Raw genomic sequence first — 24,998 nt, forward strand, 5'->3', positions numbered from 1 at the left:
CATTAAGTCAATAGGTTTAGTTTAACACTATTAATGACCCAACGGCGAAATAGTTCTACAATGATCCGCCAATGGTTATCAGTTTCTATAATAACATCATGACGAGATAGAGTATCAAGGGCATTTTGTAGGGAATTAAAATCTAAATTTGTAACGGTTTTTAGGGTATTAAAATCGAGTCCGGTGGGGTGAGGTGCGATCGCTTTTATAATCTGTTGTTGACCTGGAGAACCTTCCCCCGCTTGTTGCCAAACCCCGGTAAAATAATAGCGTCCATTCTGATAGAATTCGGGTTGATTAATAATCCCATCAACATCAGCAATGGTAAACATAGGATCTCGTTTATTTCCCAGTTCAAAGACTTGATCATTATACCGACGAACTAATAGAAAACCGATCAGTTGCACAAGATAGGGTTGTCCGGCGGTTAAATCATAGATATAATCAAGAGCATCGGGTTTATAATCGAGGGGGAAATCTTCACTGGGGTTAGCGAGAAGATAGCGACAGGTTGCCCGTTCTAAAAAGCTAACCCGGATAGGAATAATACTGGCAAAAAACGGGTTAAAATAGTCTTCGGTCATTTCTTCTAGGGTGTGAAGTCCGGCTAAAGCAAAGGCAATTTTAGGACTCATTTGCACCATTCCCCGCAATACGCCCATAAAGTCTTTGGGAATGCGATCGCTTTTAATTAATTCTTCGATTTGTTCAAATTCATCGAGGGCAATAATTAATCCAGTATCGCCTAATTGGGTTTCAATTTGTTTTAAATACCGTTCAAAGGTGCGATAGGGAAGATTGATTAAGCTTTCATCATCGGGGGGTGGAATTTGCAGGGTGTCTGAGAGGGAATCTGCGATCGCCATGAATACTTCACCCACTCCTTGAATACTATTACCAACCGTTAGTAAGTTGACATAAGCGAGTTTAACTTTTTGATCTAAACGGGTTGAAATATTCCGCAAAATTGATGTTTTTCCCATGCGTCGGTGTCCAAAAATAACTACAGATTGCAGTTGACGAGTTGAAACCCATAATTCCTCTAATTGTTTAATAATATCTTCCCGTCCGATAAATTGTTTACCGATAACTGGATCACCAATAATATAAGGATTTATTACTTTTTTAGTTATGGAAATATTGCCAACTTCTTTTGTTATTCCTAATAAAGCAAATTGCCAATTTCGAGCAATACCAACAATTAAGCCTCGTTCTACTTCTGGTAAAGTTTCGGATTGATCTAAAATCCATTTAATTTCTCCTAATGCGCGATTTAATGCTAAGGAACGAGTAGAACGAGAGGCACTATTTTTAATTAAATTAAAATTTTCAACAACCTGATATAATGCTTTGATAGCTGTCCAGGTTGGAGCGCGTAAATAGGGTTCTGGGGGAAGATTTGGTAATTCTAAAGTTGCAATATAATTTATAGTTATAGATTGGTCAAAAATCGTTAAAATTTTGGCTAGAGTTAACATTTCCTGCCCATACAACACAGAAGACACAACTGCAAAGGCTTCCGTTGCTTTTTTATATTGTCGTCCATGCAAATACCAAAAACCCGCAGCAGCAGCATGAGCAGGAGTATCTGAAGGAGGTTGTGCTTTAAGTTTTGAATTTCGCCAAAATAAAAAGCCTTGAATCAGTTGAGACTTAAATTCTTCGTCAAGAGAAGCAGAAGCAAACTTAACTAATTTCCAATCAAACGGATTTTCTGCAAGCTGAGATACCTTAAAAATTAGATATTCTGGAGGCGTTTTTGCTAAAACATGATTGACCGCATTGACTACAGGAATAAATTGATAACTATACCTCAATAATTCATTAGCATTTTCCAGTCCCAGTTGCCAATCTTGTGTTAACCAATTTGTTAACCGAGAAGCCAAAAAAGGTAAGGGCATCGGTGTGATTCGAGGAAACAACCAACTCCTATTTTGTAGTGAACCCAGATTAAATAGGGAACCGATGATCCAAACTTCAGTACGCAAAAACGCCACGCCAAACGCCGCCGCCACGCCCACCACGCCCGCGCCCACCACGCCCGCGCCCACGCCCACCACGACCACCACGCCCACGCCCACCACGCCCAACGCCACGACGGACTCCACGCAGAACGCCACGCCAAACGCCACGCCCAACGCCACGCACAACGCCACGCCCAACGCCACGCCGGATGCCACGCCCAACGCCACGCCGGACGCCACGCCAAACGCCACGCCCAACGCCACGCCGGACGCCACGCGGGACGCCACGCCGGACGCCACGCGGGACTCCATGCCAAACGCCACGCCAAACGCCACGCCAAACGCCACGCCCCACCAATTAACTGAAAAGCCGAATTGCTCTAGGATGAAACAGATTAAAAGTGGAGTCAGGACAGTTAATAATAATCCTTGTATCCTTAATGTTTTTTCTTCCTCAAAGGTTTCCAGATACCACCGGATTGCTTGAGGAAAGAAAAACACCCAATATAATAACCGTAGATAATCAAAAGGATTGAATAGGGATAAGGGACGATTTAATTTTGGGGCTAAATCTAAACGGGGAATCGGTTTTTGTGTTGAACTCATGGCAATTCCTCCAAGTAACGGTTAAAGGTTTGATAAGATAACGCCATTAATTTTTGGGGATGTCCTTGACTGTTATTAATTAATTCGATAATTTCATCTTCGGTAAAGGTGATGGTTTTATATTCTGGTTTCAACAAAGGAGAATTAAGACGACTTTTAATAAAATTACAGATGGTTTGTTCATCCCATCGGTTTAACTTGTATTCAATACAAATTCCCGTAAAGGGAGAAGTCATCCAAATATCTTGACTATCGGGAAATAGTTGATCTAAAGAGGTGCAAGCTCCAACAATCAAGCGTAAGGGTGCATTCATTCCTTCTGCTAACCCGCGCAATTGTCCCCGAATATTATTAGTAAAACCATCCCAGGTCATTTTTTCCACTTCATCGAGTATTAATAATAATCTATGATTTTGTAAATTTCGAGAGAAGCGATAACCTTTACAAAATTCAATTCCTACATGATCACACAAAGATTGATAAAAGTCATCCTCATCATGAATATCTTGTAAATTAAGATAAAACGGTTTACGGGGTTGGAATAATTGGGTTTGAGCTTGTCGGCTAATTTCTATTAATAGGGAAGATTTGCCGATTTGTCTTTCTCCAATTATTGCCACGCTGCTACCACTATTGAGGGTTTCAAATATTCTTTTAATTTCCTGGGTTCTACCGAAAAATAGATGAGATTCATCAACACATCCATTTAAAGGTTGAAAGGGATTATTAATAAAACCAGGATTAGGTTGAATAACTGGCTTAAATATTGCGGTTTCAATAGTAATTTCAACAATAGGCAATTGTTCTTGATTTTCAGTAGTTTTATCAAATGTTTTTTCTAACAATAATTGACACAAACCATCAATTAACCAGCACTCACGCGGTTTATTTTCTTTTAAAAAATTATAGACTGTCTGGTGTGTAGGAGGAGGTTGTTGGATATCTGGTAGTTTTTGAAACCAATCATTTATAAATTGTTGCCTATTAAACCTTTCCTTATCTTCTTGTTTATACCTTTGATCAAATGCCTGACATAACTGCCCATACAGTTCAGGGGAGACTGTTATTGGGTGAGCGTTTTCCCTCTTGTTGTTGTCATTAGTCATCGGGTGGGTACATACGAGGTAATATTTTCAGTCTGTCCTAATATATAACAAAATTCAATAATTTGTCAAGATTGATCAACCCGATTTCTATGGCATATTTTTATTGGATTTTTTTCTAATTGACTTCTAATTGACTTCTAATTGACTAGAGTTAAAATTGACTTTTAATATTTTTTTCTAATTGACCAATCTCGACTTTGAAGATGTTAACTTAATTGCAGTGAACCTCTACCCAGTCTTGTAAACCGGGTAAAGGCATCTAGTTAAATAATCTATCTCTATTATGAACGAAACACTGACTCAACGCAATAAAGTTGCGATCGCGTTTGCTGGGTTGTCTAATTTCTTGAGTTCACTGATCACCATCTTTCGGTTATTAGTTCTCAATGATTATCGCCAGTTAGAAGGATTACGAAAACGGGGAAAATCTCATGAATTTGGATATATTTATACCCCGTTACTGGAAATTGGATTTTTAGAAATCTATGTGATGTTTTGGCCCGTTGGAAGCCGGAGTTTAGCGCATTACCATCAACGAGCTTGGGCATTTGTTCGGGTTCTTTTTAACTCGGTTTGTGAGAGTAAATTTGGTGTTTCCAGGGGTGAACTTCTGTTATTGACATCAACCATTGCTCAAGCAAATTATTGGTTGGTAACAGCCCCATTTGAAGTGCATGAAATTGAAGCGACCCAGGAAGAAGGAATTACCTTTCACTGCTATTTAGGTAAACGAAACTAACGGATGATCCCCCCTAACCTCCCTAAAAAGGGGGGAATTAGATAGAAGATCCCCCCTAACCCCCCTAAAAAGGGGGGAATTAGATAAAATTAGGAGATAGAATTATGCCAGAATGTAATGGATTTAATTGTCGTTGGATTCAAGGCCATGATCAAAATCATTGGGTGTGTTTAACCTGTGGACAAGAACGTATAATCCGCAAAAATGATCCGGTTATAACGTTTATTGTTGGGGTTGCGATCGCTTTAAGTTTAACTTTAATTTTCGGTTTTCATTCCTCTAACCAAGAAGCTCCAACTCCTAATTCAGAAACAACCACTAAACATCGGTTCATTCTTCAAGCAACAGAAAATCTGGAAACGGTAATCAGTTTAGATCCAAAATTCCAAACTTCAACTCCCTCTAACTTCAATAATATTCCCCCAATTCCCAGTGATTTACTGATTTTTTGGTTCAGCTTCCTGTTTGTTCAGTTTTTAATGTTTTTCAACCAAAAAAGGAGATAAAAAATTTGTTTTGAGTGACAATACCGAAATATTGCTTAGTGGTATTGTTGATAATATCCCAATACCTCGTAGGGGTGAGTCGCGCCTCGCCCCTACAGGGTTATGAGAGATGCCCAAAATCATGATATTATTAAAATAATATTCAGGAGGTATTGAATCAAAAATTATGTCTTTTTTAAGAAAAGGATTGATCTTTTTCCTGACTTTTTTAGTCTGTTTTACCGTTACAATTACCTATCATTTTAACTTTTCTCCGGTTTCCGCAACGGAAATAACCATCGTTGCTCAGGCTCCAACAGTTAATTTGAGTCAACTGCCACCGGAAGCCCGAAATACTTTAAAATTAATTGATCAAGGCGGCCCTTTTCCTTACCCAGAAAAAGATGGATTAACTTTCTTTAATCGAGAAAAATTATTACCCTATAAACCCAAGGGCTATTATCGGGAATATACCATACCAACTCCAGGGATAGGACATCGGGGAGCGAGGCGTTTTGTTGTCGGTATTCAGGGGGAAATTTATTACACCAGTAACCATTATCAAAGTTTTTTGAGGGTTTTAAGACAATGAATCAAATATTAGATATTATCCAGGGTAAAAGTCAGCCCAATATTTATCAGTTTCCCTTAGATATTTCGCCTGAAGACTTATCTCAACTTTGTCAAGAATATGACTGTCAGTTATTTTATTTTGAGGGAACTTCAATTAACAATAAAGCTGATTTTCTGAAAACAGCCAGCACCGTAATCAATTTACCCGAATATTTTGGTTATAATTGGGATGCTTGGCAAGATTGTATAACTGATCTCAGTTGGTATAAAGCTTCATCTTATTTGCTTGTTTATGATCAATGGCAAAATTTTGCTCAGGATCATCCTAATGATTGGCAAATATTAAATGATGTTTTTTCAGAAGCGATCGCATATTGGCTAAAGAGAAATAAGCGATTTTATGTATTATTAATCAGTCCTTGAAAAACAGATAATTTCTCTCGTCTCTCGTTGCTAGGTTCCACCTAGCAATGCTATTTTGCAGGCTCCGCCTGCTGTTTTTCAATCGGAAGCAGAGCCCCCTGTTTGCATTCGGGAAATAGGAAGACATAATGATTGGGTTTATCTTATCGTTGATAATTAGTGGATAGATTAGTTTAATCAGGAGAGTTGATATGATTGTTATTGATATAGACAATATTAGAGATACAATTAAGGAGTTAACAATTCCCCAACAATCACACCCTGATGATTTTCTGGGATTTTATCAGAAGATTAACAACAGTATTTCTGCTGAAATCAAGACAATTAAACAGTTACATGGGATTGATTTAATTATTGTTGAAAATTTGTATAAGGATTATTATCGTTCAGAAGTTAGTCCTCATGTCATTATCCAAAAACATGAACAGGAAACAGTAAATATTTGGATTTTAGGCAATTTTGAACATAAAAATCAAATTGTTTGGGAATTATCAGAAGTTTTTGCAGACTTTTATGTTGAATTTTTGTTGATGCCTATTTTTCATGTTTTTAACTATAATGATATTAAACCGGACTTAATACAGGAATTTAAACAGGGAATTATTGTTTATGAGTGCGAAAGAAATTTATCGAGAAAAGTTTCTCTATCCTGAGTTTCAATCTGATGATACTTATAAAGCACCTCAAGAGCAAATTACCATAAATCAGGCTAGATTATTAATTCAAGATGTTGATAGAATTGTTAATCAAATTATAAATCTGATTTAATTTATAAAAATATTCTATAATACAAGAAGATATGAGGTAATACCAATGGATTTTTATAGCGTTGTTCTTAAAAAAAGTGCGAGCTATTGGGTCGCATTATGTTTAGAAAATGGGATTGTTGCTCAAGGGGACAATCCTGAACAATCCATGAGTAAACTTCAAGAAGCGATTGAATCTTTTTTTTCGTTCCCAGGTGGAACCAGGGAACCAGAGAAGTCCCCTCGTTGCTAGGTTCCACCTAGCAATGCTATCTTACAGGCTCCGCCTGCTATTTTAACTGGAGGCAGAGCCTCCTATTTTCGTTCCCTGGTTCCACCAGGGAACGAGGGTAAACGAGGGGGAAATCCTGTTTGCTAGGTTCCACCTAGCAATGCTATCTTACAGGCTCCGCCTGCTATTTTAACTGGAGGCAGAGCCTCCTATTTTCGTTCCCTGGTTCCACCAGGGAACGAGGGTAACGAGGGTAAACGAGGGGGAAATCCTGTTATTTATGAAATAATTTCTACAGGAATTAATCCTGGTAAATCTTGATAGTTTCGATAACTGGAATATCGCCAGTGTACGGGATCATCAATATAACCCCGTTTAACAGGATTGTTATGAATATAGTCTATTTTTTGAAATAACATTTCTTCGCTGAGGATGGCTTCAGGATGAAAGCCTTCTTGCCAAAGTTGATATTCTTGATCCGTTTTATGGGGGAGTTTAGCGAATTTAAGTTGAGTTAATAAATAATGACTTTGATTTAGTTTTAATTGATCAATAATAGAACGGGCAGTAAAGGATTTAAAAGTTCTGATTTCTTTGGATAAATTTTCGGCTGTTCCAATTAAATGAAGATGGTTTTCCATAATCACATAGCTATGTAAAGTTAAGCGGTGTTGATGGTGTAAAAAGTTTAAAGAATCCAGGATAATTTGAGCAAATTCAGGATGGCTAAAAATCGGAATCCAGTTGACAGTTGTACAGGTAATAAAATGGGGCTGGTTTCCTAAGACTCGATAGCGGCTACGTCCCATCTCAATTTAATATAGTTTTTGTTTTTAGGGTTAACTGAATCTAATTATCCCATAAATCTCACCCCTCGTACCCCTCGTTGCTAGGTTCCACATAGCAATGCTATCTTGCAGGCTCCGCCTGCTATTTTAATCGGAGGCAGAGCCTCCTATTTGTATTCCCAGGTGGAACCTGGGAACAAGGGTTAATAAAATAAAACCTCAACTTTAACCCCCTTTAATCTAGTCACCCCTTTAGACGTACAATAGAAGAAATGAACCGAAATACAATTGAGGGGAAATAATTGTTAGGATATCCTGACATTTTCCTTCTTTTGTCATGCTGTATCGTTATTGGAGACATTCAACAGTGGTTGCACAATACCCTGACACCTACGAAGCCAAAACCCTAGAAATTGCTAAACAATTACTAGCGGCGACCCAAGAGAAAAAACGCTCTTTGTTTGGTCAGTTACAAGACCAAATGCGTTTAGATGATAAACTCCTCGACTGGACAATGGCAAATCCAGGTTTACGGGTGCAGTTATTTCATTTTATTGACTGTTTACCTGCGTTGCGGAGTAAACCGGAAATAGCGGCACACTTGCAAGAATATTTGACAACGGCAGAAGTTGAACTTCCCGATATGTTGAAAAAATTACTCAACTTTGCTAACCCCGACTCCGTAGCCGGACAACTGGCGGCGACCACCGTAGCCCCGGCGGTGGAAACCCTAGCTCAAAAATATATTGCTGGGGAAAATATTCCCAAAATAATTAGAACTTTAGAACAGTTACGCAAAGATAAAATGGCGTTTACTGTTGATTTATTAGGGGAAGCTGTTATTACGGAAACTGAGGCAGAATCCTATCTAAATAATTATTTAGAATTGATGGAAAAACTCAGTGAAGCGGCAAAAAAATGGTCAAATATTCCCCAAATTGATCAAGCCGATGGCAACCCGATTTCTAAAGTTCAAGTATCGGTTAAATTAACTGCTTTTTATTCCCAATTTGATCCTTTAGATGCTAAAGGAAGTGAAGAAAAAGTCGGTGAACGCATCCGTATTTTATTACGTCGGGCGCAGGAATTGGGGGCGGCTGTTCATTTTGATATGGAACAATACGCCTATAAAGATTTAACCTTCAGCATTTTAAAAAATCTGTTGATGGAATCAGAATTTCGTAGCCGGACGGATATTGGGATGACTGTACAAGCCTATTTACGGGAATCTCAAAAGGATTTAGAAGGGATTATTGAATGGGTGAAATTGCGAGGATATCCGGTGAGTGTGCGACTGGTTAAAGGGGCTTATTGGGATCAAGAAACAATTAAATCCATGCAGAATGACTGGCCCCAACCTGTCTATAATGATAAAGCCGCAACGGATGCTAATTTTGAACGATTGACCCAATTGATGTTAGAAAGTCATCAATATATTTATTCGGCTATTGGTAGTCATAATGTCCGTTCTCAAGCTAGGGCGATGGCGATTGCTGAAACTCTAAATGTCCCCAGTCGTGCCTTTGAAATGCAGGTATTATATGGCATGGGCGACCAACTGGCTAAAGCCTTGGTTCAAAAAGGATATCGGGTGAGAATGTATTGTCCTTATGGGGATTTATTACCCGGAATGTCCTATTTAATTCGGCGGTTATTAGAGAATACGGCTAATAGTTCTTTTATCCGTCAAAGTTCGGAAAATCGCCCGGTTGACGAGTTATTATCTCCCCCCAAAGATAACCCGAATAGCAATATTTTTGATACCTGGAAACCCGTATTTCCTAATTCAGCCGATACCAATTTTTCTAATGCTGCCTTACGCGATAAAGGGGTGCGGGCTTTAGAAATTGTCTATAACCAATTGGGACAAACCTACAACCCATTAATTAATGGTCAATATGTTAATACCACCCAAATTATAGACTCGGTAAACCCCTCTAACCCCTCGGAAATTGTTGGAAAAGTCGGGTTAATTAATGTTGAACAGGCGGAAACAGCTATTCAAGCCGCTAAAACTGCGTTTCCAAAATGGCGGCATACTCCTGTGCGGGAACGGGCAGGTGTGCTACGGAAAGCAGCCGAACTGTTTGAACAACGACGGGCGGAGTTCAGTGCTTGGATGGTCTATGAAGTGGGCAAACCCCTGCATCAGTGTGATGCTGAGGTGTCAGAAGCGATTGATTTTTGTCGCTATTATGCCGACGAAATGGAACGGCTAGATCAGGGCTACCAGTATGATACTGCTGGCGAAACTAACCGTTATAACTATCAGCCGCGCGGCATTTCTCTGATTATTTCCCCCTGGAATTTCCCCCTGGCGATTCCCGTGGGCATGACGGTGGCATCTTTGGTAACGGGTAACTGCACGTTACTCAAGCCTGCGGAAGTGTCATCGGTGATCGGTGCTAAGATTACGGAAGTATTAGTCGATGCGGGTGTGCCACCTGGTGTGTTCCAATTTGTGCCAGGAAAAGGATCGACGGTGGGTTCCTATATGGTACAACACCCGGACGTTCACATGATTACCTTCACGGGTTCCCAGGAAGTCGGGTGCCGGATTTATGCTGAGGCGGCACTGCTAAAACCCGGACAGAAACACCTAAAACGGGTTGTTGCCGAAATGGGGGGCAAAAATGCCGTTATTGTTGATGAAAGTGCCGACCTTGACCAAGCGGTGGCGGGGGTGGTCTATTCTGCCTTTGGGTATACGGGGCAAAAATGTTCCGCCTGTTCCCGGGTGGTGGTGTTGGAACCCGTTTATCAGGCTTTTGTTAACCGTTTAACTGAGGCAGTACGGTCTTTAAATGTGGGGGATGCAGCGTTACTGAGTACGCAGGTTGGCCCGGTAATTGATGCCAATGCTCAACAGAAGATTAAGGAGTATATTGAGATCGGCAAACAAGAGGCCGAACTTGCCATCCAAGTGACTGCACCGGAAACGGGTTATTTTGTCGGCCCAACGGTTTTTATTAATGTTTTACCGACGGCAAAAATCGCCCAAGAGGAAATTTTTGGCCCGGTTTTAGCGGTGATCAAAGCCAAGAATTTTGATGAAGCTTTGGATATTGCTAATGGGACTAATTTTGCTTTAACCGGGGGTTTATATTCAAGAACTCCCTCCCATATTAGCAAGGCTAAAGCGGAATTTGAAGTGGGAAATTTGTATATTAACCGAGGCATTACGGGGGCAATTGTTTCCCGTCAACCCTTCGGTGGTTTCAAACTTTCCGGTGTCGGTTCTAAGGCGGGGGGCCCAGATTATTTATTACAATTCTTAGAACCCCGTCACATCACAGAAAACATTCAACGTCAGGGTTTTGCCCCCATTGAAGGAATGGAATAACCCCGTTGTTGCGCTTTAGCGCATTAAAAGGCGATCGCTCTTTTAAAAAGGGCGATCGCGCTATAATCATAAAAAAAGGAGGAAACCCTAATGAGACAAGTGATCATTTATCCGGGTGAAGATGGCTATTGGATAGTTGAATGTCCGAGTTTACCTGGCTGTATTAGTCAAGGAAAAACTAAAGAAGAAGCGTTGATAAATATTAAAGAAGCGATTGAGCTTTATATTGAAGTGTGTCAAGAAAAAGGGCAACCTGTGTCAGAAGATCCCCTATAATAAAAAAATAAATTTTAACTCTAGTCCAGATAATCTTACAAAATTTCTGGCATTTCTAATCTGTTATATTTTCTAGCTATTTTTATTTTTCTTGGATGATTGATCAGGTGTATTTATATATACTGATAGATCATTCATAATTACTTGTTCATCTACTGTTGTTCTATAACCACCTCGTAAACTTTCATAATATCTACGACCTGCTTCCAATGCAGCTTTTCTAAGTTTAATATCTGTAGGATTTTTGCTTAAAGATTCTTTAGCTTGTTCATATTGTTTAAGTTTATCAACTTGAGAATCAAAGATTAGATAACCTATTATTCCAATAATGAGTAAAGAGACTATAAATGCAAAATAGAAACCTATACCTATTCTGGATTGAACTGTAACCTCAATCCAGGCTTGCCGAAGCAAGATAATATCTAAAAAAGATAAAATTAGTAGACTTAAGTTTAATTTTTGTTTAAGTGTTAACTTTTTCATAATGTAACAACTCTGTTTTTCTACAGAACAGTAAATCAATATAATATTGTACTGCCTTTTAATAAGATTGACAAGGGGTGCTGTTTTCGCAACAGAGAGCGATCGCTTTTTTAAGTTAACTGTTAAAAATTGCTAGGTTAGTGGCACAGAGCGTGCAACGACAAACAGACAATCGCTAAATCCTATAAAACAACTCCCTTAACGTACTCACGGACTGCGGAAGTCCTTGTTTTATCAGCGTGTCCAGATATTCGTCAGGTGTTTTAGGGGGATTTTTGAGTCTCATTCGTTGTATTTCGGCTGCGCTACAGACTATTGCTGGGTTTAAGTCGAGTAAGTGCAGAATAAACTCATCCGGGTGCTGCGCTTCAACACCATATTGTTGAAGTGCTTGACTGGGAAAATCATCAAGATTAAAAGTAACAATTACATCAGCATTACAGCGAATTGCAGCAGCAAGAACATGGCGATCATCTGGATTCTGATCCATTCATCGTGAATAGCATCTGTCCAACGCGCCTTAAATAAGTCAGTGATGGCAAGTTCCAGTGAACTACTCCTAGCCGGCTTCGCCTGAGCTAGTAGCTTCGTGTATCATTTGCCAATGCCTCTGTTAGTAAGCTAACTTTGGTCTTACTTAGCATCTCTGGTATTGCTACCTTTACCAGTACAAGACTAGACCCACGCAGAAGTCCTAGTTCCTAAGACCTATATAGTTTTTGTTTTGACCTGACTAAGGATACGCTTTTATTGCTATTGCCCTAGTCACCTTCTCAGACTGAGATCGAGAGCGAGTCCCCTGGCACACTTCTGAGAGCCTGATAACTGGGTAAGTACAGGTTTGATCGTGGTTATCAAGAACATCTTTATTATCCTTTGATTGGGGTAATTTAGTCAAGCATAAAGTTCAAAAATGTGTTCGCTTTCATGCCCACACCGCTATCTGAATGTGGGGACTTCTCGCTCACAAACTGTTAAAAAATCACGAAGCGGTGCTGGATATAAAACACAAGCATCGTAGACAACGGAAAAATTAGCCACTACATGACTCCTTCATATCCCATATTCAGTTCTTGAGCTTGAATAGTAAGCTCATCAAGAGTTTTCCGTCGTGCTGCATCAACTCGATTTTTGTAGTCCATTAAATCTTGGTAACGCACCCTTCGGCGCGTACCCACTTTACGAAAAGGGATTTCTCCAGACTCCAGCAGTTGCACCAAATAGGGACGGGAAACATTCAAAATGTCAGCAGCTTCTTGGGTGGTAAGTTCTGCTTGAATTGGAATCAGCGTTACAGCATTTCCCTTCGCCATCTGTGCCAAAATCTCAAGCAGTAGACGAAAAGCCTCAGCAGGTATGACAACAACTTCATCTTGACTGTCATCTTGCACAAGCTTGATGGTACGGGTACATCCATCTTGGTTGTTGATGTACTGTGCTAAAGACGAGCTACTGGCTTGTGCAATCGTAGCTTCTTCTTCCGTAGGTAGAACAGACCGCAAGTTTGGAGCCTCTGTAAGTGTCATTGATTCAGCCTCTCACTATCTAAATAATTCTTGATGGAGGTTTTTAGACAGGTAAAAATCATGATTTTCCGCCCCGTCTTTTGGCAATTGACTTAAAACTTCTTCAGGAATATCTTTAATAATATCATCTGCTACTTCCCAAATGGGTTTATACGGTTTTTCTGTCGGTTTAACGGCTTGCTTAAGAGAGCGAATGAAATCTAATACCTCATCCAGTTGAGAAGAAGGAATTTGTTCTAATTCGTGTAGGATTATTTCTTTGGTTGTCATAGTGTTTTTATTGATTAACGTAAGTTAATTATACCATCTTAGTAAATTGTATCAGAGGCGATCGCATTCCAACACATGAACCCAGTCAGAAAAGCGATCGCCATTTTTAAAATAGCGATCGCTCTACACCCAACAAAATTAATATTAGAATATCAAATATCTCCAATATTACTATCAGGATCATTATTACTATCAGGAGCATCGACGAATAAAGCTGCAAAACCGCCAGGATCATCATTACTATCAGGAGCATCGACGAATAAAGCTGAAAAACCGGCTATAACCGTAGTTACAGATACCAGAAATTTCCCCCCTAATCCTAGGATTACATTGAATGGAAATAAAACCCTTACTAAAATAGCTCCTAGCTCATTAAAAAAGCCTCTTACAAAAGCAAGAATAGATTCCTTAGCAACTTTTTCAGGAAATTTATCGTCCATAATTACTCCTTAATATTATTATCGAACCTGTTTGAGTTTAGTTTTTAATAACTGTATCAAAACTATATTGTGATTTCTGGAAAAAACGATAATGTTTTGGACAAAAGCTATTTTTTGCTAAACTCTTTAATATGCTAATATATAACTCTGGTTTTTGTCAACCGTATAAGTGCAGAAAATTTTATTCTGTCATCAATCCGTATAAACACATAAATTTTCTAATAAAGACTGTATTAAAAGTTGAATCTTAAATTTACTTGACATTTAGATAGATTATAAATAAAATATAGATTGATCACCATTGATGATTAACCAGGGGTTTGATTATGAATGCTTTTATAAAAGCCGATTTAGAGTCTCTAAAAGACGAACAACTAAAAAATATTTTTAACAACCTTAATCTGATTAATGTTAATATTTTTCCTCCTAAACGACAGGAAATGATAGATAAGATTTACAGTTTTCTGCAAAACCATACTAAGTCTGTAAAAGGTCTTAAAAAAGTTGATGATCAAGACATTATTGATTGTTGGCAGGACTACATAACCTCTCTTTTGCAAAAAACACAGGAAAAAGATAATAATTTAAAGAAACAAAAAAAACTGATATTAGCAGAAATTTATAAGATTGATACAGTCCCAGAAATTAGTGAGCAATTAGCAGCGATCGCACGCAGTATTTTACTGTTTGTATTTCAATCATTAGGAGAAAAAGAGCAAAAACAATTAATCAAAAAAATTCGGGAAGAAACTGCTGTTAAGTATCATTTCAAACTAGCCGATGGCATACTCAATAAAGCTTTGATTGAAGCCATTTTAGGCGGTGCTGCTCCAGTGGTTTTAGGTGCTGCACTACCTATAGTCGCTGGTTTCTTATTTAACTATTTAGCAGCAGGTTTCCTATTCACTGTTGTACTCCCGGCTATTTTAGGTGTTTTGGGGATCAACTTAGCTGCATTCATAGGAGGTTTAGGAGTTGTAGCAGGCCCTATTGGATGGGGAATTGCTGGTGGTGTTGGTTTAGTGGCAACATTATTAGCAGGTTCTAAGTTTTTTAAGCAAAGAGATGAAGTATTATTGATAATGACAATACTTTTTATCTATACTAGCATATATCAAAACGGAATGCTCACATTACCAGGAAATTAATAATATGAATAATATGTATGACGAGCTTTTAAAACAATTGACTCAACTGAATCATTTAGGAGAGGTAACGATTAATTTTGCTAGTGGTATTGCTAGGAATACTGCTACTCAGGAAGTTATTGCTCATGTCGAGCAAATCTTAGCTTGTAGTGATGTGGCGACCTATGCGGAAATTGTACTATCGTCTGCTGGGACTGTAATTGTTAATTCCATTGATATCAAAAAAACCTTGACTCTTGTTAAACAAATTCATAGTTTATCTGGGATTAATATTGCTCTATCAGGAATGAATTTAGGCGTTAATTTAGTCGGTTATTATCTAATTAGCTCCAAGTTAGAAAACCTTGATAAACAATTATTTATTGTTCAAAATCAAATAGAAAGCTTAATCAAACATGAACAGCGTCAACTTTTATCCGAGAGTAAATTCTTAATTAAACATTCATTAAGCTTAATTCAGCTTTTAGAAGATTATGGGCTGAGTGAAAATACAGCTATAGATATAGAAAAATTATTAAATAAACAGGAAACTCATCTAAGAGACTTAATTAGCCGTCACAATAATCGAGAGCAAATCAGCTTATCCTTAGATCAGATTTATATTATCTACTCAGCTTATATAAATTTATTCAAAGCTTATCTGACAGCGATTTACTTAAAACAGCAAAATCTAACTAGACAGAAAAATCGGATTCAAGAAGCTCGTGAAATTAATAATCTTTTATTGTCTAAAGCCATTTTATATTTTATTTATCAAGAATGTTTATTTAATCCTCGAAAGATTTTAACTGAATCAGAGATACAAGAGGTTATTACTTTGTATCAATTATATTGCCAGAGTTATACTGATAATCTCAAAAATCATTATGATTTTTTAATAAAAACTCCTTTAGATAAGTATCAAGATTTTCAGCAAAAAACCAATAATGCTTATCAGCCTATGATTTGGATTAAGCATTGAGTTATTGCACAAACACAATGATTTACCCAACCACCAAAAACCAGGCGTATTATTTATTGGTGTTAACGATGATGGAACTTGTGCCAATATCAGCGTTACTGACGAACTGTTGCGAACGCTCTCTGATATGCGCTCGGATGGCAATATCCTCCCTTTTCCCAGCATAACCGTGCAAAAGCGAACTTTAGCAGGTTGTGAGTTAGCTGTTGTGATTGTAAAACCGTCAGATGCTCCCCCCGTTCGCTTCAACGGACGAGTTTGGGTGCGAGTAGGGCCACGTCGCGCCACTGCTACCCATGAATGGGAGATAAGTTTTTTTCGAGATAAAGAGTTAACAGATAACTTGTCATAATCAATTATCCGAAAAAAGTAATTGAATAAAAAAATCGACCCAAAAATCTGTCTAAGAATGACAGAGAGATTCATAACTAAAAAAGTAATAGCAATTGCCGTTTCGGAAGTATGAGCTAGTTTATTCATACAGCAACCGGAAGATTAGGGGCGACCAGTTCCCCCGTTTTCAAGCAGGTTAGGGGGGATAAATTCCCCCATTTTTAACGGGGTTAGGGGGGATCAGTTATTGAAACATAGTATCGAACAGTTGTCACAATTCGACATTGATTACTCCGTAAAGCTTGGCGAATAAATAAAGCGGTTTGGTTGTGTAATAGTTCTTCCCACCAATAGCGGGTAACAATTAAAAGAAGCCGCCGCCACCAACCCAGCGTGCAGTCCGAGGTTTTCCTTCGCTACTAAATAGGCACTTCCACCTTGAGGGTAAGCGCGAATCGTTTGACGATAGGATAAGGTAATTACAAACAACAGTAAAATGATTCCCCCGGCAATGGGCAGAGACAGTCCTAAAGCACTACTTCCGGCGGCCACTAAAACCAAGAGAATTTCTTCCGTTGCGTAGGCCACAGAAGACAACGCATCAGAGGCTAAAATTGCTAAGGCGGCAAAGTTTGTTAGTCTTTCCTGGGCGTAGGCACTGGTTGGTAAGGGTTTCCCTAGTAGAAAACGATTAATTTGAGATAGGGTTGGCATAAAGACCTAAAGGGATAAAAACTTAACTAACAGCAGGGAAGTCCCTCGGTGTATTTAGAGGGGATGTCTCGGAGCGCTGGCGCGGAGTACCCCGATTAAATCACCGCTCCCGATGAAATGCTCGTCGGACTCCGTACCTCCGTCCGACAATTATACTTCGGGTAACATATCATCTAAGTGTTGAAATAATCTATACTAGAAACAGGTCGAAAAGGAAGTTTTCAATGCAACTAACGTACAAATACCGCCTTAAACCCACAAAAGCCCAAGTTGTAACGATCACTGCTCACCTAGAACTCTGCCGGAGGCAGTACAACTACCGCTTAGGTGAAAGATTTAGATGGTGGGAATCCACAAGGACACCTATCAATGCTTGTCCTTATAAAAGTAAATAAAATTATTAAGAGAAAACAAATTTTTTAAAGGGTCTGAGTTTGTGCAGCAATCCAGTCTAAATAACCTACTAAACCATTAACAATAGGTAAAGCGATAACTTCAGGTACTTCATAGGAGTGAAGTTGTTTAACCCTTATGGTTAAAGGCTCAAATTTTCTGAGATCCGTTTTAATAATTAATTGCCATTCATCTGCTCGGCATAATTTTGATTCCCAGGTATAAATAGAATGAATTGGCATTAAACTTACGCAGGCTGCTAGTTTTTCTTCCACTAACACTTGAGCAATTTTTTCCGCTTCCAAACGAGAACTTGCCGTAACAAAAACCACAGTATAATCTGTTTCCATGAATGCGCCGTTAAATCTGAATTTTAATTATCCTAACTCAAGTTCACACTTCTGAGTATGAGCTTGATATAAATTAGAGCAGGTCATCGCTAAATCCAGATAAAGTTTTAAAGATTGCGGTAATTGCGCTCCTTGGAATTGAGTATTTTCAAGGTTAGCTCCCAATAATGACGCATCTCTTAAATCCGCATCTCTCAAGTCTGTTTGTGATAAATTTGCCCAGTTTAAATTTGCCCACATTAGACTAGCCTGTTCTAAATTAGCTCCGGTTAAATCAGCTTTAGTTAACCTAATACCTCGCATTTGAGCTTGACTTAGATTAGCATTTATCAGGTTTGCCTCCTCTAAATCAGCCCCATTCATTCTAGCTTCATGCAGATTAACACCCTCAAGATTAACGCAACTTAATTTAATCCCATTTAAGTAGGCTCTTTGTAAATTAACTCCCGTTAATTCCGCCCCAAATAAATTAGCCCCACTGAGTTTTGCCGCCACTAAATTTGCCCATTTTAAATTAACTCCGGTTAAGTTTGTTTCTCTTAAATTCGAGAATGGCAAGTTAGCCGAGCATAAATTAGCATTCGGTAAGCTGGCGCGTCTTAAATTAGCTCCGGCTAAAGTTGCACCGCTTAAATTAGCATTGGGAAGTTTAGCTTTAACCAAAAAAGCCCCCGTCAAATTGGCTTTAGTTAAGTTTGCATCCCCCCCTTGTGCCTCATTCATTTTGGCATAACTCAAATTCACTCGATGCAAACACGCCCCATTGAATTTAACCCGACTCAGGAAGGCTCGACTCAAGTTGGCTCCCGTTAGGTTAGCTCCCGAAAGGTTAACCCCAATCAAAATTACCCCGGATAGGTCTGCTCCTTCGAGGTCTACCTCCGTAAACTCTCTTTCCCCTTCTTCGTATTCCCTCAACAGTTGACTGACTTCCATGGGTGTCTCACTCCAGTTACTTCTGCTGCTATTTTCAATATAACCATAAAATCTTAATAAAGTTTTTATATTTTTGTGTTTAACATTTTTTAATAATTTAATTTTGGCAATCGGGTTCCATTATTTTTGATTTAGTTTAATAGGCTGTTAATCTTCTAAATAGGGTATGTAGAAACTAAGTGAACAGACTTAAATTTAGGGTTTTAACTATTTTTTCCAGAAAAAATAAACCTCCGATCGAATTTCCTTGGGGATCAAGGGGTGGACTGTAACAAGCGATCGCTCCCTGTAGGGGAATAATTGACAATACCGCCCCACTCACCCCCGATTTAGTTGGGATTCCCAACTTCAGCGCAAAATGTCCCGATGTTTCGTATAACCCACAGGTGATCATTAAGGTTTTGACGATGCGAATGGCGCTTTCCCATTCCGGGTTAGTTGGTTGTAGCAATAACCAACCCAATTTGGCTAAATCTGAAATTGTGGCCGATAAACAACAAATTTGGTTATAGGTATCTAAGGTAATATCGGGATGCTCCACATAACCCGCAGTCGCCAGGGTGGAAACCAGGGCCAGGTTTTTGGGATTGGGGGATGAACGCACGGACTCCAGAATATCCTGGTCTAAAACTAACTGACAATCGGCTAATTGATTTAACCAGGAACAGAGATACTGACAGCGAGTATCCGCATCCTGACCGGGAAGTAATCCAGCTAGGGCGATCGCCCCACTATTAATCATTGGATTACGCGGCCATCCGTGATCGGATTGTAGCTGTTCGAGGGAATTAAACGGTTGATCGGAAGGCTGATCCCCCACTTGTTGGAAGACCCGCTCCTCCCCCAATTCCAGCAGTCGATTTAATAATAGAAAGCACTTGATCACACTCATCACGGGAAATCGGAGGGTTTGATTCCCCGCCCGATAAGATTGGCCCTGGAGCGTCAGGATTTTGACCCCGAATTCCTGGGGGTTCACCTGGGCTAACTGGGGAATATAGCTGGGTAACTGGCCGAATTGACTCCGTTGTTGTCCTTCCTGAACCCAAGTATTGACCTGCTCCTGAGTTAACCTGTCTAATGGATTAAACTCCATATTCACTGAGAATCCCTCCGAATTTGTTTTCTTTAGTCTAGCTTTGCGGGGAAGACTCCACCAAAAGCCCCGTCAAAAAAATTTTCCCAGCAAAGGCTTGACAAATAAAAAAAAAGCAGTAATAATAAAAATTGTCGCAAAAAAAAGAACGACAGCAAGGGACTGTAGTTCAATTGGTTAGAGCACCGCCCTGTCACGGCGGAAGTTGCGGGTTCGAGCCCCGTCAGTCCCGTTCTAAAGTTAATAATCAAGAAACCGGGTTTCTAATTAAGTTAATTGCTACAAATCAAGATATCTTGAGAAACCCGGTTTCTGATTCCTCAACTTCTGTAATATATTCTTTAACATGAATTGAAATCTCAAATCCCAAACTATTCAATAACTCAATAAAACCATAAATTTCAGCACAACCTGATTTTGTTAACAGGTGATTAAGTTTTTCATAACATAATTTGGCTTCGTTTGATAAATCTTGATTTTGATATTTTGCTTCAATTACCTTAGCGATCGCATTTTTCAATAATTCAGGTTCGGGGTTTTCTTCTTCTAATATTGCGGTCAAAAAACCCGCAGCGTGTTCAGAATTTTTCAGCTTTTCAATGATAAAATCCTGATAGGGTTTAGAAGTTGGTATTTTAATGTTTGTCATAATCTTTCCAATACTCCTGAGCTTTCTGAACTCATAAACCCCTGCTCCTACAAAACGGTAATCTCCTAAATTACCTAACGCAATTCGTTCTATCCTTTATTATCAAATCCCCCAATGCGATCGCAATACCCAAAGAAACCCGGTTTCTGAAAGCGATCGCAAATTGCCAAAAGACTTGATAACTAGGGTTTATTGCCTTCAATATAGATTACAGTAATTGTAAAAAATCATCAACACTTAATCCAGCCCCTCTAATAATTGATCTTAAAGTTCCTTTATCCAGTTCGGAATGATTTGGAACAACGACTTGTGTTAAAGGTTCATTACGTCTGAGAATCAGATGGCTACCTTGTTGTCGTCTCAAATAAAAACCTACTTTCTCTAAAGCTTTAACACATTCCTTACCTGAAATTCTAGGCAATTTACTCATACCACTAATAGTAAATTTTCTAAAGTCTCAACATTTTCGAGGGGTACAGGTAAACCATCTTCTTCTAAAGCTAGAATATAGCCTTGAATTGCTTCTTTAATATTGATTAATGCTTCTTCTTGGGTTTTTCCCTGACTCACACAACCGGGTAAACTCGGACATTCAACAACCCAGTAACCATCCTCACCGGAATAAATTGTTACTCGTCTAATCATAATCACAGCAATTAATAATATTGTTTCCTGGTTTTAGAATAACAGAAATTTTTCTATATCGTAGGGGCGGGTTCGAGACAATCTCTGTTTTGATCCCCCTAAATCCCCCTTAAAAAGGGGGACTTTGAAGTCCGGTTCCCCCCTTTTTAAGGGGGGCTAGGGGGGATCAGGAATTGTTGATAGGTTGGGGGCGGGTTTATTCAGATTTCTGCTGATTAACCAAGATTAACGCGAACCCGCCCCTACGGTGCTCGCCACAATTTAATCGTGTTGTTCCAACCCCCACTCCCACTGGCTAACGTCCGACCATCGGGACTGAAGGCTACAGACTTGACCCGATATGAATGTCCGGTGAGAGTAGCAATTTCCCGTTGGCTCTGCACATCCCACAATTTTATCGTCCCGTCAGCACGCCCACTGGCTAACGTCCGACCATCGGGACTGAAGGCTACAGAGTTGACAAAACCTGAATGTCCGGTGAGAGTAGCAATTTCCCGTTGCTTCTGCACATCCCACAATTTAATCGTGGTGTCCCAACTCCCACTGGCTAACGTCCGACCATCGGGACTGAAGGCTACAGACATGACAAAATATGAATGTCCGATGAGAGTAGCAATTTCCCGTTGGCTCTGCACATCCCACAATTTAATCGTCCCGTCAGCACTCCCACTAGCTAACGTCCGACCATCGGGACTGAAGGCTACAGAGTTGACAAAACCTGAATGTCCGGTGAGAGTAGCAATTTCCCGTTGCTTCTGCACATCCCACAATTTAATCGTGGTGTCCCAACTCCCACTGGCTAACGTCCGACCATCGGGACTGAAGGCTACAGAGTAGACATCATCATATCCGGTGAGAGTAGCAATTTTCCCTTGGCTCTGCACATCCCACAATTTAATCGTCTTGTCATTACTCCCACTGGCTAACGTCCGACCATCGGGACTGAAGGCTACAGAGTAGACATCATCTGAATGTCCGGTGAGAGTAGCAACTAAAGCAGCATTTTGCGAGGATACTTGGGGTGAGGGGGCGGTTGTGGCAACGGCTATGGGAGTTGGTGATATTGTAGAATTGCTGATCTGATTTTCCGTTGGTGTGGGAGTTGATTGGGCGATGGGTGAGGACTTTTGATTAGAAGTATTTTTATTCGTATATATAGCAAGTCTGACTAACAGCAATATCCCAATAGATAATCCGACTAACAGCAATATCCCAATAGATAAACCCACCCAGAAGTTAATATGATTATTGTGGGTGCGCGTTGGTTTCGGTGTTGGCTTCGGTGTTGGCTTCGGTGTTGGCTTCGGTGTTGGCTTCGGTGTTGGCTTCGGTGTTGGCTTCGGTGTTGGCGCTGGTTGTGGTGGTCGTATTATCTGTAAATTCTGTAACACCTGATCAGCAGAAGAATAACGATCTTCAATATCTTTTTTTAATAGCTGATCAAGAACTTTCTTTAATTGTGGACTCAGAGGTTGCTTGACATATTTTTGCCAATTTGTCGTCCAACTGTAACCGTCATCTAACCATAATTCCAGAGGTGAAATTTTAGTTAATAGATAAAAACAAGTTACTCCTAAACTATATAAATCACTAGCGGCATAGGCTTCCCCCCCTTGCATTTGTTCCCGGCTTGCATATCCATGAGAACCAACACGGGTTCCGATTTGGGTATATACCACCGTTCCTGATAAATCTTTCGCTACGCCAAAATCAATTAATACATATTCCCCATTTCCACGACGCATAATATTATCGGGTTTGAGGTCACGGTGAATCACCTTTTGCTGGTGAATAAATTTGAGAACAGGTAATAAACTGATTAATAATTCCTTAACTTGCTGTTCTGTCCAAACCCCTTGTTTTTGTAAAATTTTATCTAAAGTTTCCCCTTCAATATATTGCTGAATTAAATAGAGTTGATTATTTTCTGAAAAATAGCCCCATAATGCCGGAATTTGCGAATGGTGTCCTAGTTGTTGCAGTTGTTTCGCTTCTCGTTTAAATAATTCTAAAGCTTTTTGTAGTCCTGCTGTCCCTTGGATCATGGGAACAAACTGTTTAACTACACATTTTTCATCCAGTTTATCCCGATCTTCGGCTAAATAAGTCCGACCAAACCCCCCTTGTCCTAACAGTTTGATCATGCGAAACCGTCCCCGCAGGAAGTCGGGTATGGGGACGCCGCAGCTTTGACAGTAAACCGTATTATCGGGGTTGTTTGGGTTCGGACATTGGGGGTTGATGCAACATTTCATCGTTCTCAAGGGTTAGAATATTCTCTCTATTTTGTCTCAATTTTGGGAAACTGGAATATCAACGGGGATATTGCTGCTTTAAGGCTCTAACCTTGAGAGGGAGTCCTAAAGGACTCACTACGGTATTAACGCGGATATCGTTGTATTAAGGCTCGAACCTTGAGAGGGAGTCCTAAAGGACTCACTACGGTATTAACGCGGATATTGGTGCATTAAGGCTCGTACCTGTTCTGCGTGGTAGGAACTGCGGGTTAGGGGAGAAGCCACCACCTGTAAGAAACCGATAGACTCACCAAACTGCTGCCAAGTATCAAATTGTTCGGGTGGGATAAATCCCTCGACGGCTAAATGTTTGGGTGTGGGTTGGAGATATTGACCCAAGGTTAAAATATCACAATCAACGGCTCGCAAGTCCTCCATGGCCTCTCGAACTTCCGCATCGGTTTCACCCAGTCCCACCATTAACCCAGATTTAGTATAAACTTCGGGTCTGAGTTGGCGCGATCGCTTTAATAACTCCAAACTGCGCTGATAGTCGCCTTGGGGACGAACCCGCCGATACAGCCGTTTGATGGTTTCGGTATTATGGTTGAGAACTTCCGGTTTAGCCTGCAAAATTATTTCTAAGGCGTCCCAGTTACCACACAAATCGGGAATTAAGACCTCAATAGTGGTTTGGGGAGAGAGCGATCGCACCCCCTCAATACACCGAACAAACTGGGACGCACCGCCATCGGGTAAGTCATCCCTATTCACAGAAGTGATCACAACATGATTCAAGTTCAGGCGTCGTACCGCTTCCGCTAGTCTTTCGGGTTCAGTAATATCTAGGGGTTGGGGTTTTTTCTCAAAATCAATATCACAGTAGGGACAAGCCCGGGTACAAGCTGGCCCCATAATTAAAAATGTAGCGGTTCCAGCATTGAAGCATTCCCCAATATTGGGACAGGAGGCTTCCTCACAGACGGTGTTTAAGCCTAAATCCCGCAAAATCCCTTTGACGTTGCCAACACGCTCCCATTGAGGGGCTTTGACTCTTAACCAGTCTGGCTTGACTACCACGGGCTACCTTTTCCTAATAAATTCACATCTTTATAGATCCTAACTGATCTTTTCTGTGTTATACTCACTAAAGGTGTCTTAATTAAGGCATCGGGATGTAGCGCAGCTTGGTAGCGCACCTCGTTCGGGACGAGGGGGTCGTAGGTTCAAATCCTATCATCCCGATTTTGACGGTTGTCGAGTGTCAAATTATTTGGAGGAAGAAGAAAGAAATTGTCCCAGAGTCCCCCTTCACTGATGACTGATAACTGATGACTGATAACTGATTAACGCTTCTCCCAAATTCCGATAAAACCATAAATGAATCGGTTCTCCTTGTAATTCTATCCCTTTTTGATAACAATTAATTGACTCTTTTAAATAGCCTTGACGATGTAATTGTTGTCCTAGATCCTGATAAGTTTCAGGATCTGTAGGACGGTTTTTCTGCATTTCCCGATATCGAGAGAGGGGATC

31 protein-coding genes and 2 tRNA genes are annotated in these 24,998 nt (G+C 39.9%); 15 read left to right on the top strand and 18 right to left on the bottom strand.

The genetic code is table 11. The features are described 5' to 3' along the window. Window positions 1-2: 2 nt before the first annotated feature. Complete coding sequence (locus NMG86_RS05575) at window positions 3-2,570, bottom strand: AAA family ATPase (protein WP_026798701.1); 2,568 nt, start codon at window positions 2,568-2,570, stop codon at window positions 3-5. Further along, window positions 2,567-3,676 (bottom strand): AAA family ATPase, encoded by a 1,110-nt coding sequence (locus NMG86_RS05580; protein ID WP_052338642.1) that lies wholly within the window; start codon window positions 3,674-3,676, stop codon window positions 2,567-2,569. Before NMG86_RS05580 ends, NMG86_RS05575 begins: the two co-directional genes overlap by 4 nt. 283 nt (window positions 3,677-3,959) lie before the next feature. Between NMG86_RS05580 and NMG86_RS05585 the strand changes: the two genes are divergently transcribed. The 7 genes from NMG86_RS05585 to NMG86_RS05615 all read left to right on the top strand — a co-directional run bounded on the left by NMG86_RS05585 (window position 3,960) and on the right by NMG86_RS05615 (window position 6,895). Further along, the gene (locus NMG86_RS05585) at window positions 3,960-4,415 is read left to right on the top strand and encodes a cupin domain-containing protein (RefSeq protein ID WP_026797192.1); all 456 of its coding nucleotides are present in this window, start codon (window positions 3,960-3,962) and stop codon (window positions 4,413-4,415) included. 104 nt (window positions 4,416-4,519) lie between these two features. Next, window positions 4,520-4,921 carry a hypothetical protein gene (locus NMG86_RS05590; RefSeq protein WP_026797193.1) on the top strand — a complete coding sequence of 134 codons (402 nt, stop codon included), beginning with the start codon at window positions 4,520-4,522 and terminating at the stop codon, window positions 4,919-4,921. A 166-nt stretch (window positions 4,922-5,087) separates the two neighbouring features. Then, a complete protein-coding gene (locus NMG86_RS05595; RefSeq protein ID WP_071782578.1) occupies window positions 5,088-5,492 on the top strand; it encodes a guanyl-specific ribonuclease in 405 nt (134 codons plus the stop codon). After that, the gene (locus NMG86_RS05600; RefSeq protein WP_052338643.1) at window positions 5,489-5,896 is read left to right on the top strand and encodes a barstar family protein; all 408 of its coding nucleotides are present in this window, start codon (window positions 5,489-5,491) and stop codon (window positions 5,894-5,896) included. The genes NMG86_RS05595 and NMG86_RS05600 overlap by 4 nt, the downstream gene beginning before the upstream one ends. A gap of 191 nt (window positions 5,897-6,087) precedes the next feature. Then, window positions 6,088-6,549 carry a hypothetical protein gene (locus NMG86_RS05605; protein ID WP_026797195.1) on the top strand — a complete coding sequence of 154 codons (462 nt, stop codon included), beginning with the start codon at window positions 6,088-6,090 and terminating at the stop codon, window positions 6,547-6,549. Further along, a complete protein-coding gene (locus NMG86_RS05610) occupies window positions 6,506-6,664 on the top strand; it encodes a hypothetical protein (RefSeq protein ID WP_155806195.1) in 159 nt (52 codons plus the stop codon). Before NMG86_RS05605 ends, NMG86_RS05610 begins: the two co-directional genes overlap by 44 nt. A gap of 45 nt (window positions 6,665-6,709) precedes the next feature. Further along, a complete protein-coding gene (locus NMG86_RS05615; RefSeq protein ID WP_036842278.1) occupies window positions 6,710-6,895 on the top strand; it encodes a type II toxin-antitoxin system HicB family antitoxin in 186 nt (61 codons plus the stop codon). Between the two features lie 257 nt (window positions 6,896-7,152). Here NMG86_RS05615 and NMG86_RS05620 read toward each other — a convergent pair whose 3' ends face one another. Next, the gene (locus NMG86_RS05620; protein WP_026789026.1) at window positions 7,153-7,683 is read right to left on the bottom strand and encodes an REP-associated tyrosine transposase; all 531 of its coding nucleotides are present in this window, start codon (window positions 7,681-7,683) and stop codon (window positions 7,153-7,155) included. A gap of 346 nt (window positions 7,684-8,029) precedes the next feature. Between NMG86_RS05620 and pruA the strand changes: the two genes are divergently transcribed. Next, entirely contained in the window at window positions 8,030-11,005 is a 2,976-nt protein-coding gene (gene pruA, locus NMG86_RS05625; protein WP_071783111.1) for an L-glutamate gamma-semialdehyde dehydrogenase, read from the top strand. A gap of 90 nt (window positions 11,006-11,095) precedes the next feature. Then, complete coding sequence (locus tag NMG86_RS05630; RefSeq protein WP_026797197.1) at window positions 11,096-11,281, top strand: type II toxin-antitoxin system HicB family antitoxin; 186 nt, start codon at window positions 11,096-11,098, stop codon at window positions 11,279-11,281. Between the two features lie 72 nt (window positions 11,282-11,353). Here the strand turns inward: NMG86_RS05630 and NMG86_RS05635 are convergent, their stop codons facing one another. The 5 genes from NMG86_RS05635 to NMG86_RS05655 form a co-directional block, all read right to left on the bottom strand. Further along, entirely contained in the window at window positions 11,354-11,764 is a 411-nt protein-coding gene (locus NMG86_RS05635) for a hypothetical protein (RefSeq protein WP_026797198.1), read from the bottom strand. A 175-nt stretch (window positions 11,765-11,939) separates the two neighbouring features. After that, entirely contained in the window at window positions 11,940-12,254 is a 315-nt protein-coding gene (locus NMG86_RS05640; protein WP_052338645.1) for a VapC50 family PIN domain-containing toxin, read from the bottom strand. A 550-nt stretch (window positions 12,255-12,804) separates the two neighbouring features. Beyond that, the gene (locus NMG86_RS05645; protein ID WP_026797199.1) at window positions 12,805-13,290 is read right to left on the bottom strand and encodes a helix-turn-helix domain-containing protein; all 486 of its coding nucleotides are present in this window, start codon (window positions 13,288-13,290) and stop codon (window positions 12,805-12,807) included. A gap of 15 nt (window positions 13,291-13,305) precedes the next feature. Beyond that, window positions 13,306-13,560 carry a hypothetical protein gene (locus NMG86_RS05650; protein ID WP_026797200.1) on the bottom strand — a complete coding sequence of 85 codons (255 nt, stop codon included), beginning with the start codon at window positions 13,558-13,560 and terminating at the stop codon, window positions 13,306-13,308. Window positions 13,561-13,712: 152 nt separating this feature from the next. Next, the gene (locus NMG86_RS05655) at window positions 13,713-14,000 is read right to left on the bottom strand and encodes a hypothetical protein (RefSeq protein ID WP_026797201.1); all 288 of its coding nucleotides are present in this window, start codon (window positions 13,998-14,000) and stop codon (window positions 13,713-13,715) included. A gap of 326 nt (window positions 14,001-14,326) precedes the next feature. On the opposite strand from NMG86_RS05655, the gene NMG86_RS05660 reads away from it, so the two are divergent. From NMG86_RS05660 to NMG86_RS05670, 3 genes are read left to right on the top strand one after another with little or no spacing between them, the layout of a single operon-like run. Then, window positions 14,327-15,148: a hypothetical protein gene (locus tag NMG86_RS05660; RefSeq protein WP_026797202.1), complete on the top strand. Its 822-nt coding sequence runs from the start codon at window positions 14,327-14,329 to the stop codon at window positions 15,146-15,148. 4 nt (window positions 15,149-15,152) lie between these two features. After that, the gene (locus NMG86_RS05665; protein ID WP_026797203.1) at window positions 15,153-16,109 is read left to right on the top strand and encodes a hypothetical protein; all 957 of its coding nucleotides are present in this window, start codon (window positions 15,153-15,155) and stop codon (window positions 16,107-16,109) included. Between the two features lie 4 nt (window positions 16,110-16,113). Further along, window positions 16,114-16,461 carry an AlbA family DNA-binding domain-containing protein gene (locus NMG86_RS05670; RefSeq protein ID WP_026797204.1) on the top strand — a complete coding sequence of 116 codons (348 nt, stop codon included), beginning with the start codon at window positions 16,114-16,116 and terminating at the stop codon, window positions 16,459-16,461. A 211-nt stretch (window positions 16,462-16,672) separates the two neighbouring features. Here the strand turns inward: NMG86_RS05670 and NMG86_RS05675 are convergent, their stop codons facing one another. Continuing rightward, a complete protein-coding gene (locus NMG86_RS05675; protein WP_499103731.1) occupies window positions 16,673-16,834 on the bottom strand; it encodes a hypothetical protein in 162 nt (53 codons plus the stop codon). 546 nt (window positions 16,835-17,380) lie between these two features. On the opposite strand from NMG86_RS05675, the gene NMG86_RS05680 reads away from it, so the two are divergent. Beyond that, window positions 17,381-17,551: a helix-turn-helix domain-containing protein gene (locus NMG86_RS05680; protein ID WP_081692358.1), complete on the top strand. Its 171-nt coding sequence runs from the start codon at window positions 17,381-17,383 to the stop codon at window positions 17,549-17,551. Between the two features lie 24 nt (window positions 17,552-17,575). On the opposite strand, the gene cutA is transcribed toward NMG86_RS05680, so the two are convergent. The 3 genes from cutA to glsA form a co-directional block, all read right to left on the bottom strand. Further along, window positions 17,576-17,899: a divalent-cation tolerance protein CutA gene (cutA, locus tag NMG86_RS05685; protein ID WP_026789034.1), complete on the bottom strand. Its 324-nt coding sequence runs from the start codon at window positions 17,897-17,899 to the stop codon at window positions 17,576-17,578. Between the two features lie 27 nt (window positions 17,900-17,926). Then, the gene (locus NMG86_RS05690) at window positions 17,927-18,835 is read right to left on the bottom strand and encodes a pentapeptide repeat-containing protein (protein WP_026797206.1); all 909 of its coding nucleotides are present in this window, start codon (window positions 18,833-18,835) and stop codon (window positions 17,927-17,929) included. Between the two features lie 175 nt (window positions 18,836-19,010). Next, window positions 19,011-19,931: a glutaminase A gene (gene glsA, locus NMG86_RS05695; protein WP_026797207.1), complete on the bottom strand. Its 921-nt coding sequence runs from the start codon at window positions 19,929-19,931 to the stop codon at window positions 19,011-19,013. 158 nt (window positions 19,932-20,089) lie between these two features. Between glsA and NMG86_RS05700 the strand changes: the two genes are divergently transcribed. After that, window positions 20,090-20,163, top strand: a tRNA-Asp gene (locus NMG86_RS05700). 54 nt (window positions 20,164-20,217) lie between these two features. Here the strand turns inward: NMG86_RS05700 and NMG86_RS05705 are convergent. From NMG86_RS05705 to lipA, 5 genes are all read right to left on the bottom strand, one after another. After that, complete coding sequence (locus NMG86_RS05705; RefSeq protein ID WP_052338646.1) at window positions 20,218-20,580, bottom strand: hypothetical protein; 363 nt, start codon at window positions 20,578-20,580, stop codon at window positions 20,218-20,220. Between the two features lie 208 nt (window positions 20,581-20,788). Continuing rightward, a complete protein-coding gene (locus NMG86_RS05710) occupies window positions 20,789-21,010 on the bottom strand; it encodes a type II toxin-antitoxin system HicA family toxin (protein WP_026789039.1) in 222 nt (73 codons plus the stop codon). Then, window positions 21,007-21,225 carry a type II toxin-antitoxin system HicB family antitoxin gene (locus NMG86_RS05715; RefSeq protein ID WP_199918700.1) on the bottom strand — a complete coding sequence of 73 codons (219 nt, stop codon included), beginning with the start codon at window positions 21,223-21,225 and terminating at the stop codon, window positions 21,007-21,009. The genes NMG86_RS05710 and NMG86_RS05715 overlap by 4 nt, the downstream gene beginning before the upstream one ends. Window positions 21,226-21,467: 242 nt before the next feature. Continuing rightward, window positions 21,468-23,480 (bottom strand): serine/threonine-protein kinase, encoded by a 2,013-nt coding sequence (locus NMG86_RS05720; protein WP_026797208.1) that lies wholly within the window; start codon window positions 23,478-23,480, stop codon window positions 21,468-21,470. Window positions 23,481-23,672: 192 nt separating this feature from the next. Then, window positions 23,673-24,542, bottom strand: coding sequence for a lipoyl synthase (gene lipA / locus NMG86_RS05725; RefSeq protein WP_026797209.1), 870 nt, complete (start codon window positions 24,540-24,542; stop codon window positions 23,673-23,675). 91 nt (window positions 24,543-24,633) lie between these two features. Between lipA and NMG86_RS05730 the strand changes: the two genes are divergently transcribed. Beyond that, window positions 24,634-24,707: transfer RNA gene (locus NMG86_RS05730), tRNA-Pro, on the top strand. A gap of 66 nt (window positions 24,708-24,773) precedes the next feature. Here NMG86_RS05730 and NMG86_RS05735 read toward each other — a convergent pair. Next, entirely contained in the window at window positions 24,774-24,974 is a 201-nt protein-coding gene (locus tag NMG86_RS05735) for a hypothetical protein (RefSeq protein WP_499103559.1), read from the bottom strand. Window positions 24,975-24,998 lie beyond the last annotated feature (24 nt).

The organism is Planktothrix rubescens CCAP 1459/22, assembly GCA_904830895.1.
GTDB classification, from domain to species: Bacteria; Cyanobacteriota; Cyanobacteriia; order Cyanobacteriales; family Microcoleaceae; genus Planktothrix; species Planktothrix agardhii.

Bases quoted from the DNA above. Each gene is read 5' to 3' on its own strand.
- NMG86_RS05645 (WP_026797199.1), bottom strand. From the start codon at position 13,290: ATGACACTTACAGAGGCTCCAAACTTGCGGTCTGTTCTACCTACGGAA.
- NMG86_RS05620 (WP_026789026.1), bottom strand. From the start codon at position 7,683: ATGGGACGTAGCCGCTATCGAGTCTTAGGAAACCAGCCCCATTTTATT.
- NMG86_RS05600 (WP_052338643.1), top strand. From the start codon at position 5,489: ATGAATCAAATATTAGATATTATCCAGGGTAAAAGTCAGCCCAATATT.
- cutA (WP_026789034.1), bottom strand. From the start codon at position 17,899: ATGGAAACAGATTATACTGTGGTTTTTGTTACGGCAAGTTCTCGTTTG.
- NMG86_RS05735 (WP_499103559.1), bottom strand. From the start codon at position 24,974: ATGCAGAAAAACCGTCCTACAGATCCTGAAACTTATCAGGATCTAGGA.
- NMG86_RS05705 (WP_052338646.1), bottom strand. From the start codon at position 20,580: ATGACAAACATTAAAATACCAACTTCTAAACCCTATCAGGATTTTATC.
- NMG86_RS05585 (WP_026797192.1), top strand. From the start codon at position 3,960: ATGAACGAAACACTGACTCAACGCAATAAAGTTGCGATCGCGTTTGCT.
- NMG86_RS05575 (WP_026798701.1), bottom strand. From the start codon at position 2,570: ATGAGTTCAACACAAAAACCGATTCCCCGTTTAGATTTAGCCCCAAAA.
- NMG86_RS05640 (WP_052338645.1), bottom strand. From the start codon at position 12,254: ATGGATCAGAATCCAGATGATCGCCATGTTCTTGCTGCTGCAATTCGC.
- NMG86_RS05690 (WP_026797206.1), bottom strand. From the start codon at position 18,835: ATGGAAGTCAGTCAACTGTTGAGGGAATACGAAGAAGGGGAAAGAGAG.
- NMG86_RS05665 (WP_026797203.1), top strand. From the start codon at position 15,153: ATGAATAATATGTATGACGAGCTTTTAAAACAATTGACTCAACTGAAT.
- NMG86_RS05715 (WP_199918700.1), bottom strand. From the start codon at position 21,225: ATGATTAGACGAGTAACAATTTATTCCGGTGAGGATGGTTACTGGGTT.
- NMG86_RS05610 (WP_155806195.1), top strand. From the start codon at position 6,506: ATGAGTGCGAAAGAAATTTATCGAGAAAAGTTTCTCTATCCTGAGTTT.
- NMG86_RS05710 (WP_026789039.1), bottom strand. From the start codon at position 21,010: ATGAGTAAATTGCCTAGAATTTCAGGTAAGGAATGTGTTAAAGCTTTA.
- NMG86_RS05660 (WP_026797202.1), top strand. From the start codon at position 14,327: ATGAATGCTTTTATAAAAGCCGATTTAGAGTCTCTAAAAGACGAACAA.
- NMG86_RS05595 (WP_071782578.1), top strand. From the start codon at position 5,088: ATGTCTTTTTTAAGAAAAGGATTGATCTTTTTCCTGACTTTTTTAGTC.
- glsA (WP_026797207.1), bottom strand. From the start codon at position 19,931: ATGGAGTTTAATCCATTAGACAGGTTAACTCAGGAGCAGGTCAATACT.
- NMG86_RS05615 (WP_036842278.1), top strand. From the start codon at position 6,710: ATGGATTTTTATAGCGTTGTTCTTAAAAAAAGTGCGAGCTATTGGGTC.
- NMG86_RS05630 (WP_026797197.1), top strand. From the start codon at position 11,096: ATGAGACAAGTGATCATTTATCCGGGTGAAGATGGCTATTGGATAGTT.
- NMG86_RS05590 (WP_026797193.1), top strand. From the start codon at position 4,520: ATGCCAGAATGTAATGGATTTAATTGTCGTTGGATTCAAGGCCATGAT.
- NMG86_RS05655 (WP_026797201.1), bottom strand. From the start codon at position 14,000: ATGGACGATAAATTTCCTGAAAAAGTTGCTAAGGAATCTATTCTTGCT.
- NMG86_RS05650 (WP_026797200.1), bottom strand. From the start codon at position 13,560: ATGACAACCAAAGAAATAATCCTACACGAATTAGAACAAATTCCTTCT.
- NMG86_RS05580 (WP_052338642.1), bottom strand. From the start codon at position 3,676: ATGACTAATGACAACAACAAGAGGGAAAACGCTCACCCAATAACAGTC.
- NMG86_RS05605 (WP_026797195.1), top strand. From the start codon at position 6,088: ATGATTGTTATTGATATAGACAATATTAGAGATACAATTAAGGAGTTA.
- NMG86_RS05680 (WP_081692358.1), top strand. From the start codon at position 17,381: ATGCAACTAACGTACAAATACCGCCTTAAACCCACAAAAGCCCAAGTT.
- NMG86_RS05635 (WP_026797198.1), bottom strand. From the start codon at position 11,764: ATGAAAAAGTTAACACTTAAACAAAAATTAAACTTAAGTCTACTAATT.
- NMG86_RS05720 (WP_026797208.1), bottom strand. From the start codon at position 23,480: ATGAAATGTTGCATCAACCCCCAATGTCCGAACCCAAACAACCCCGAT.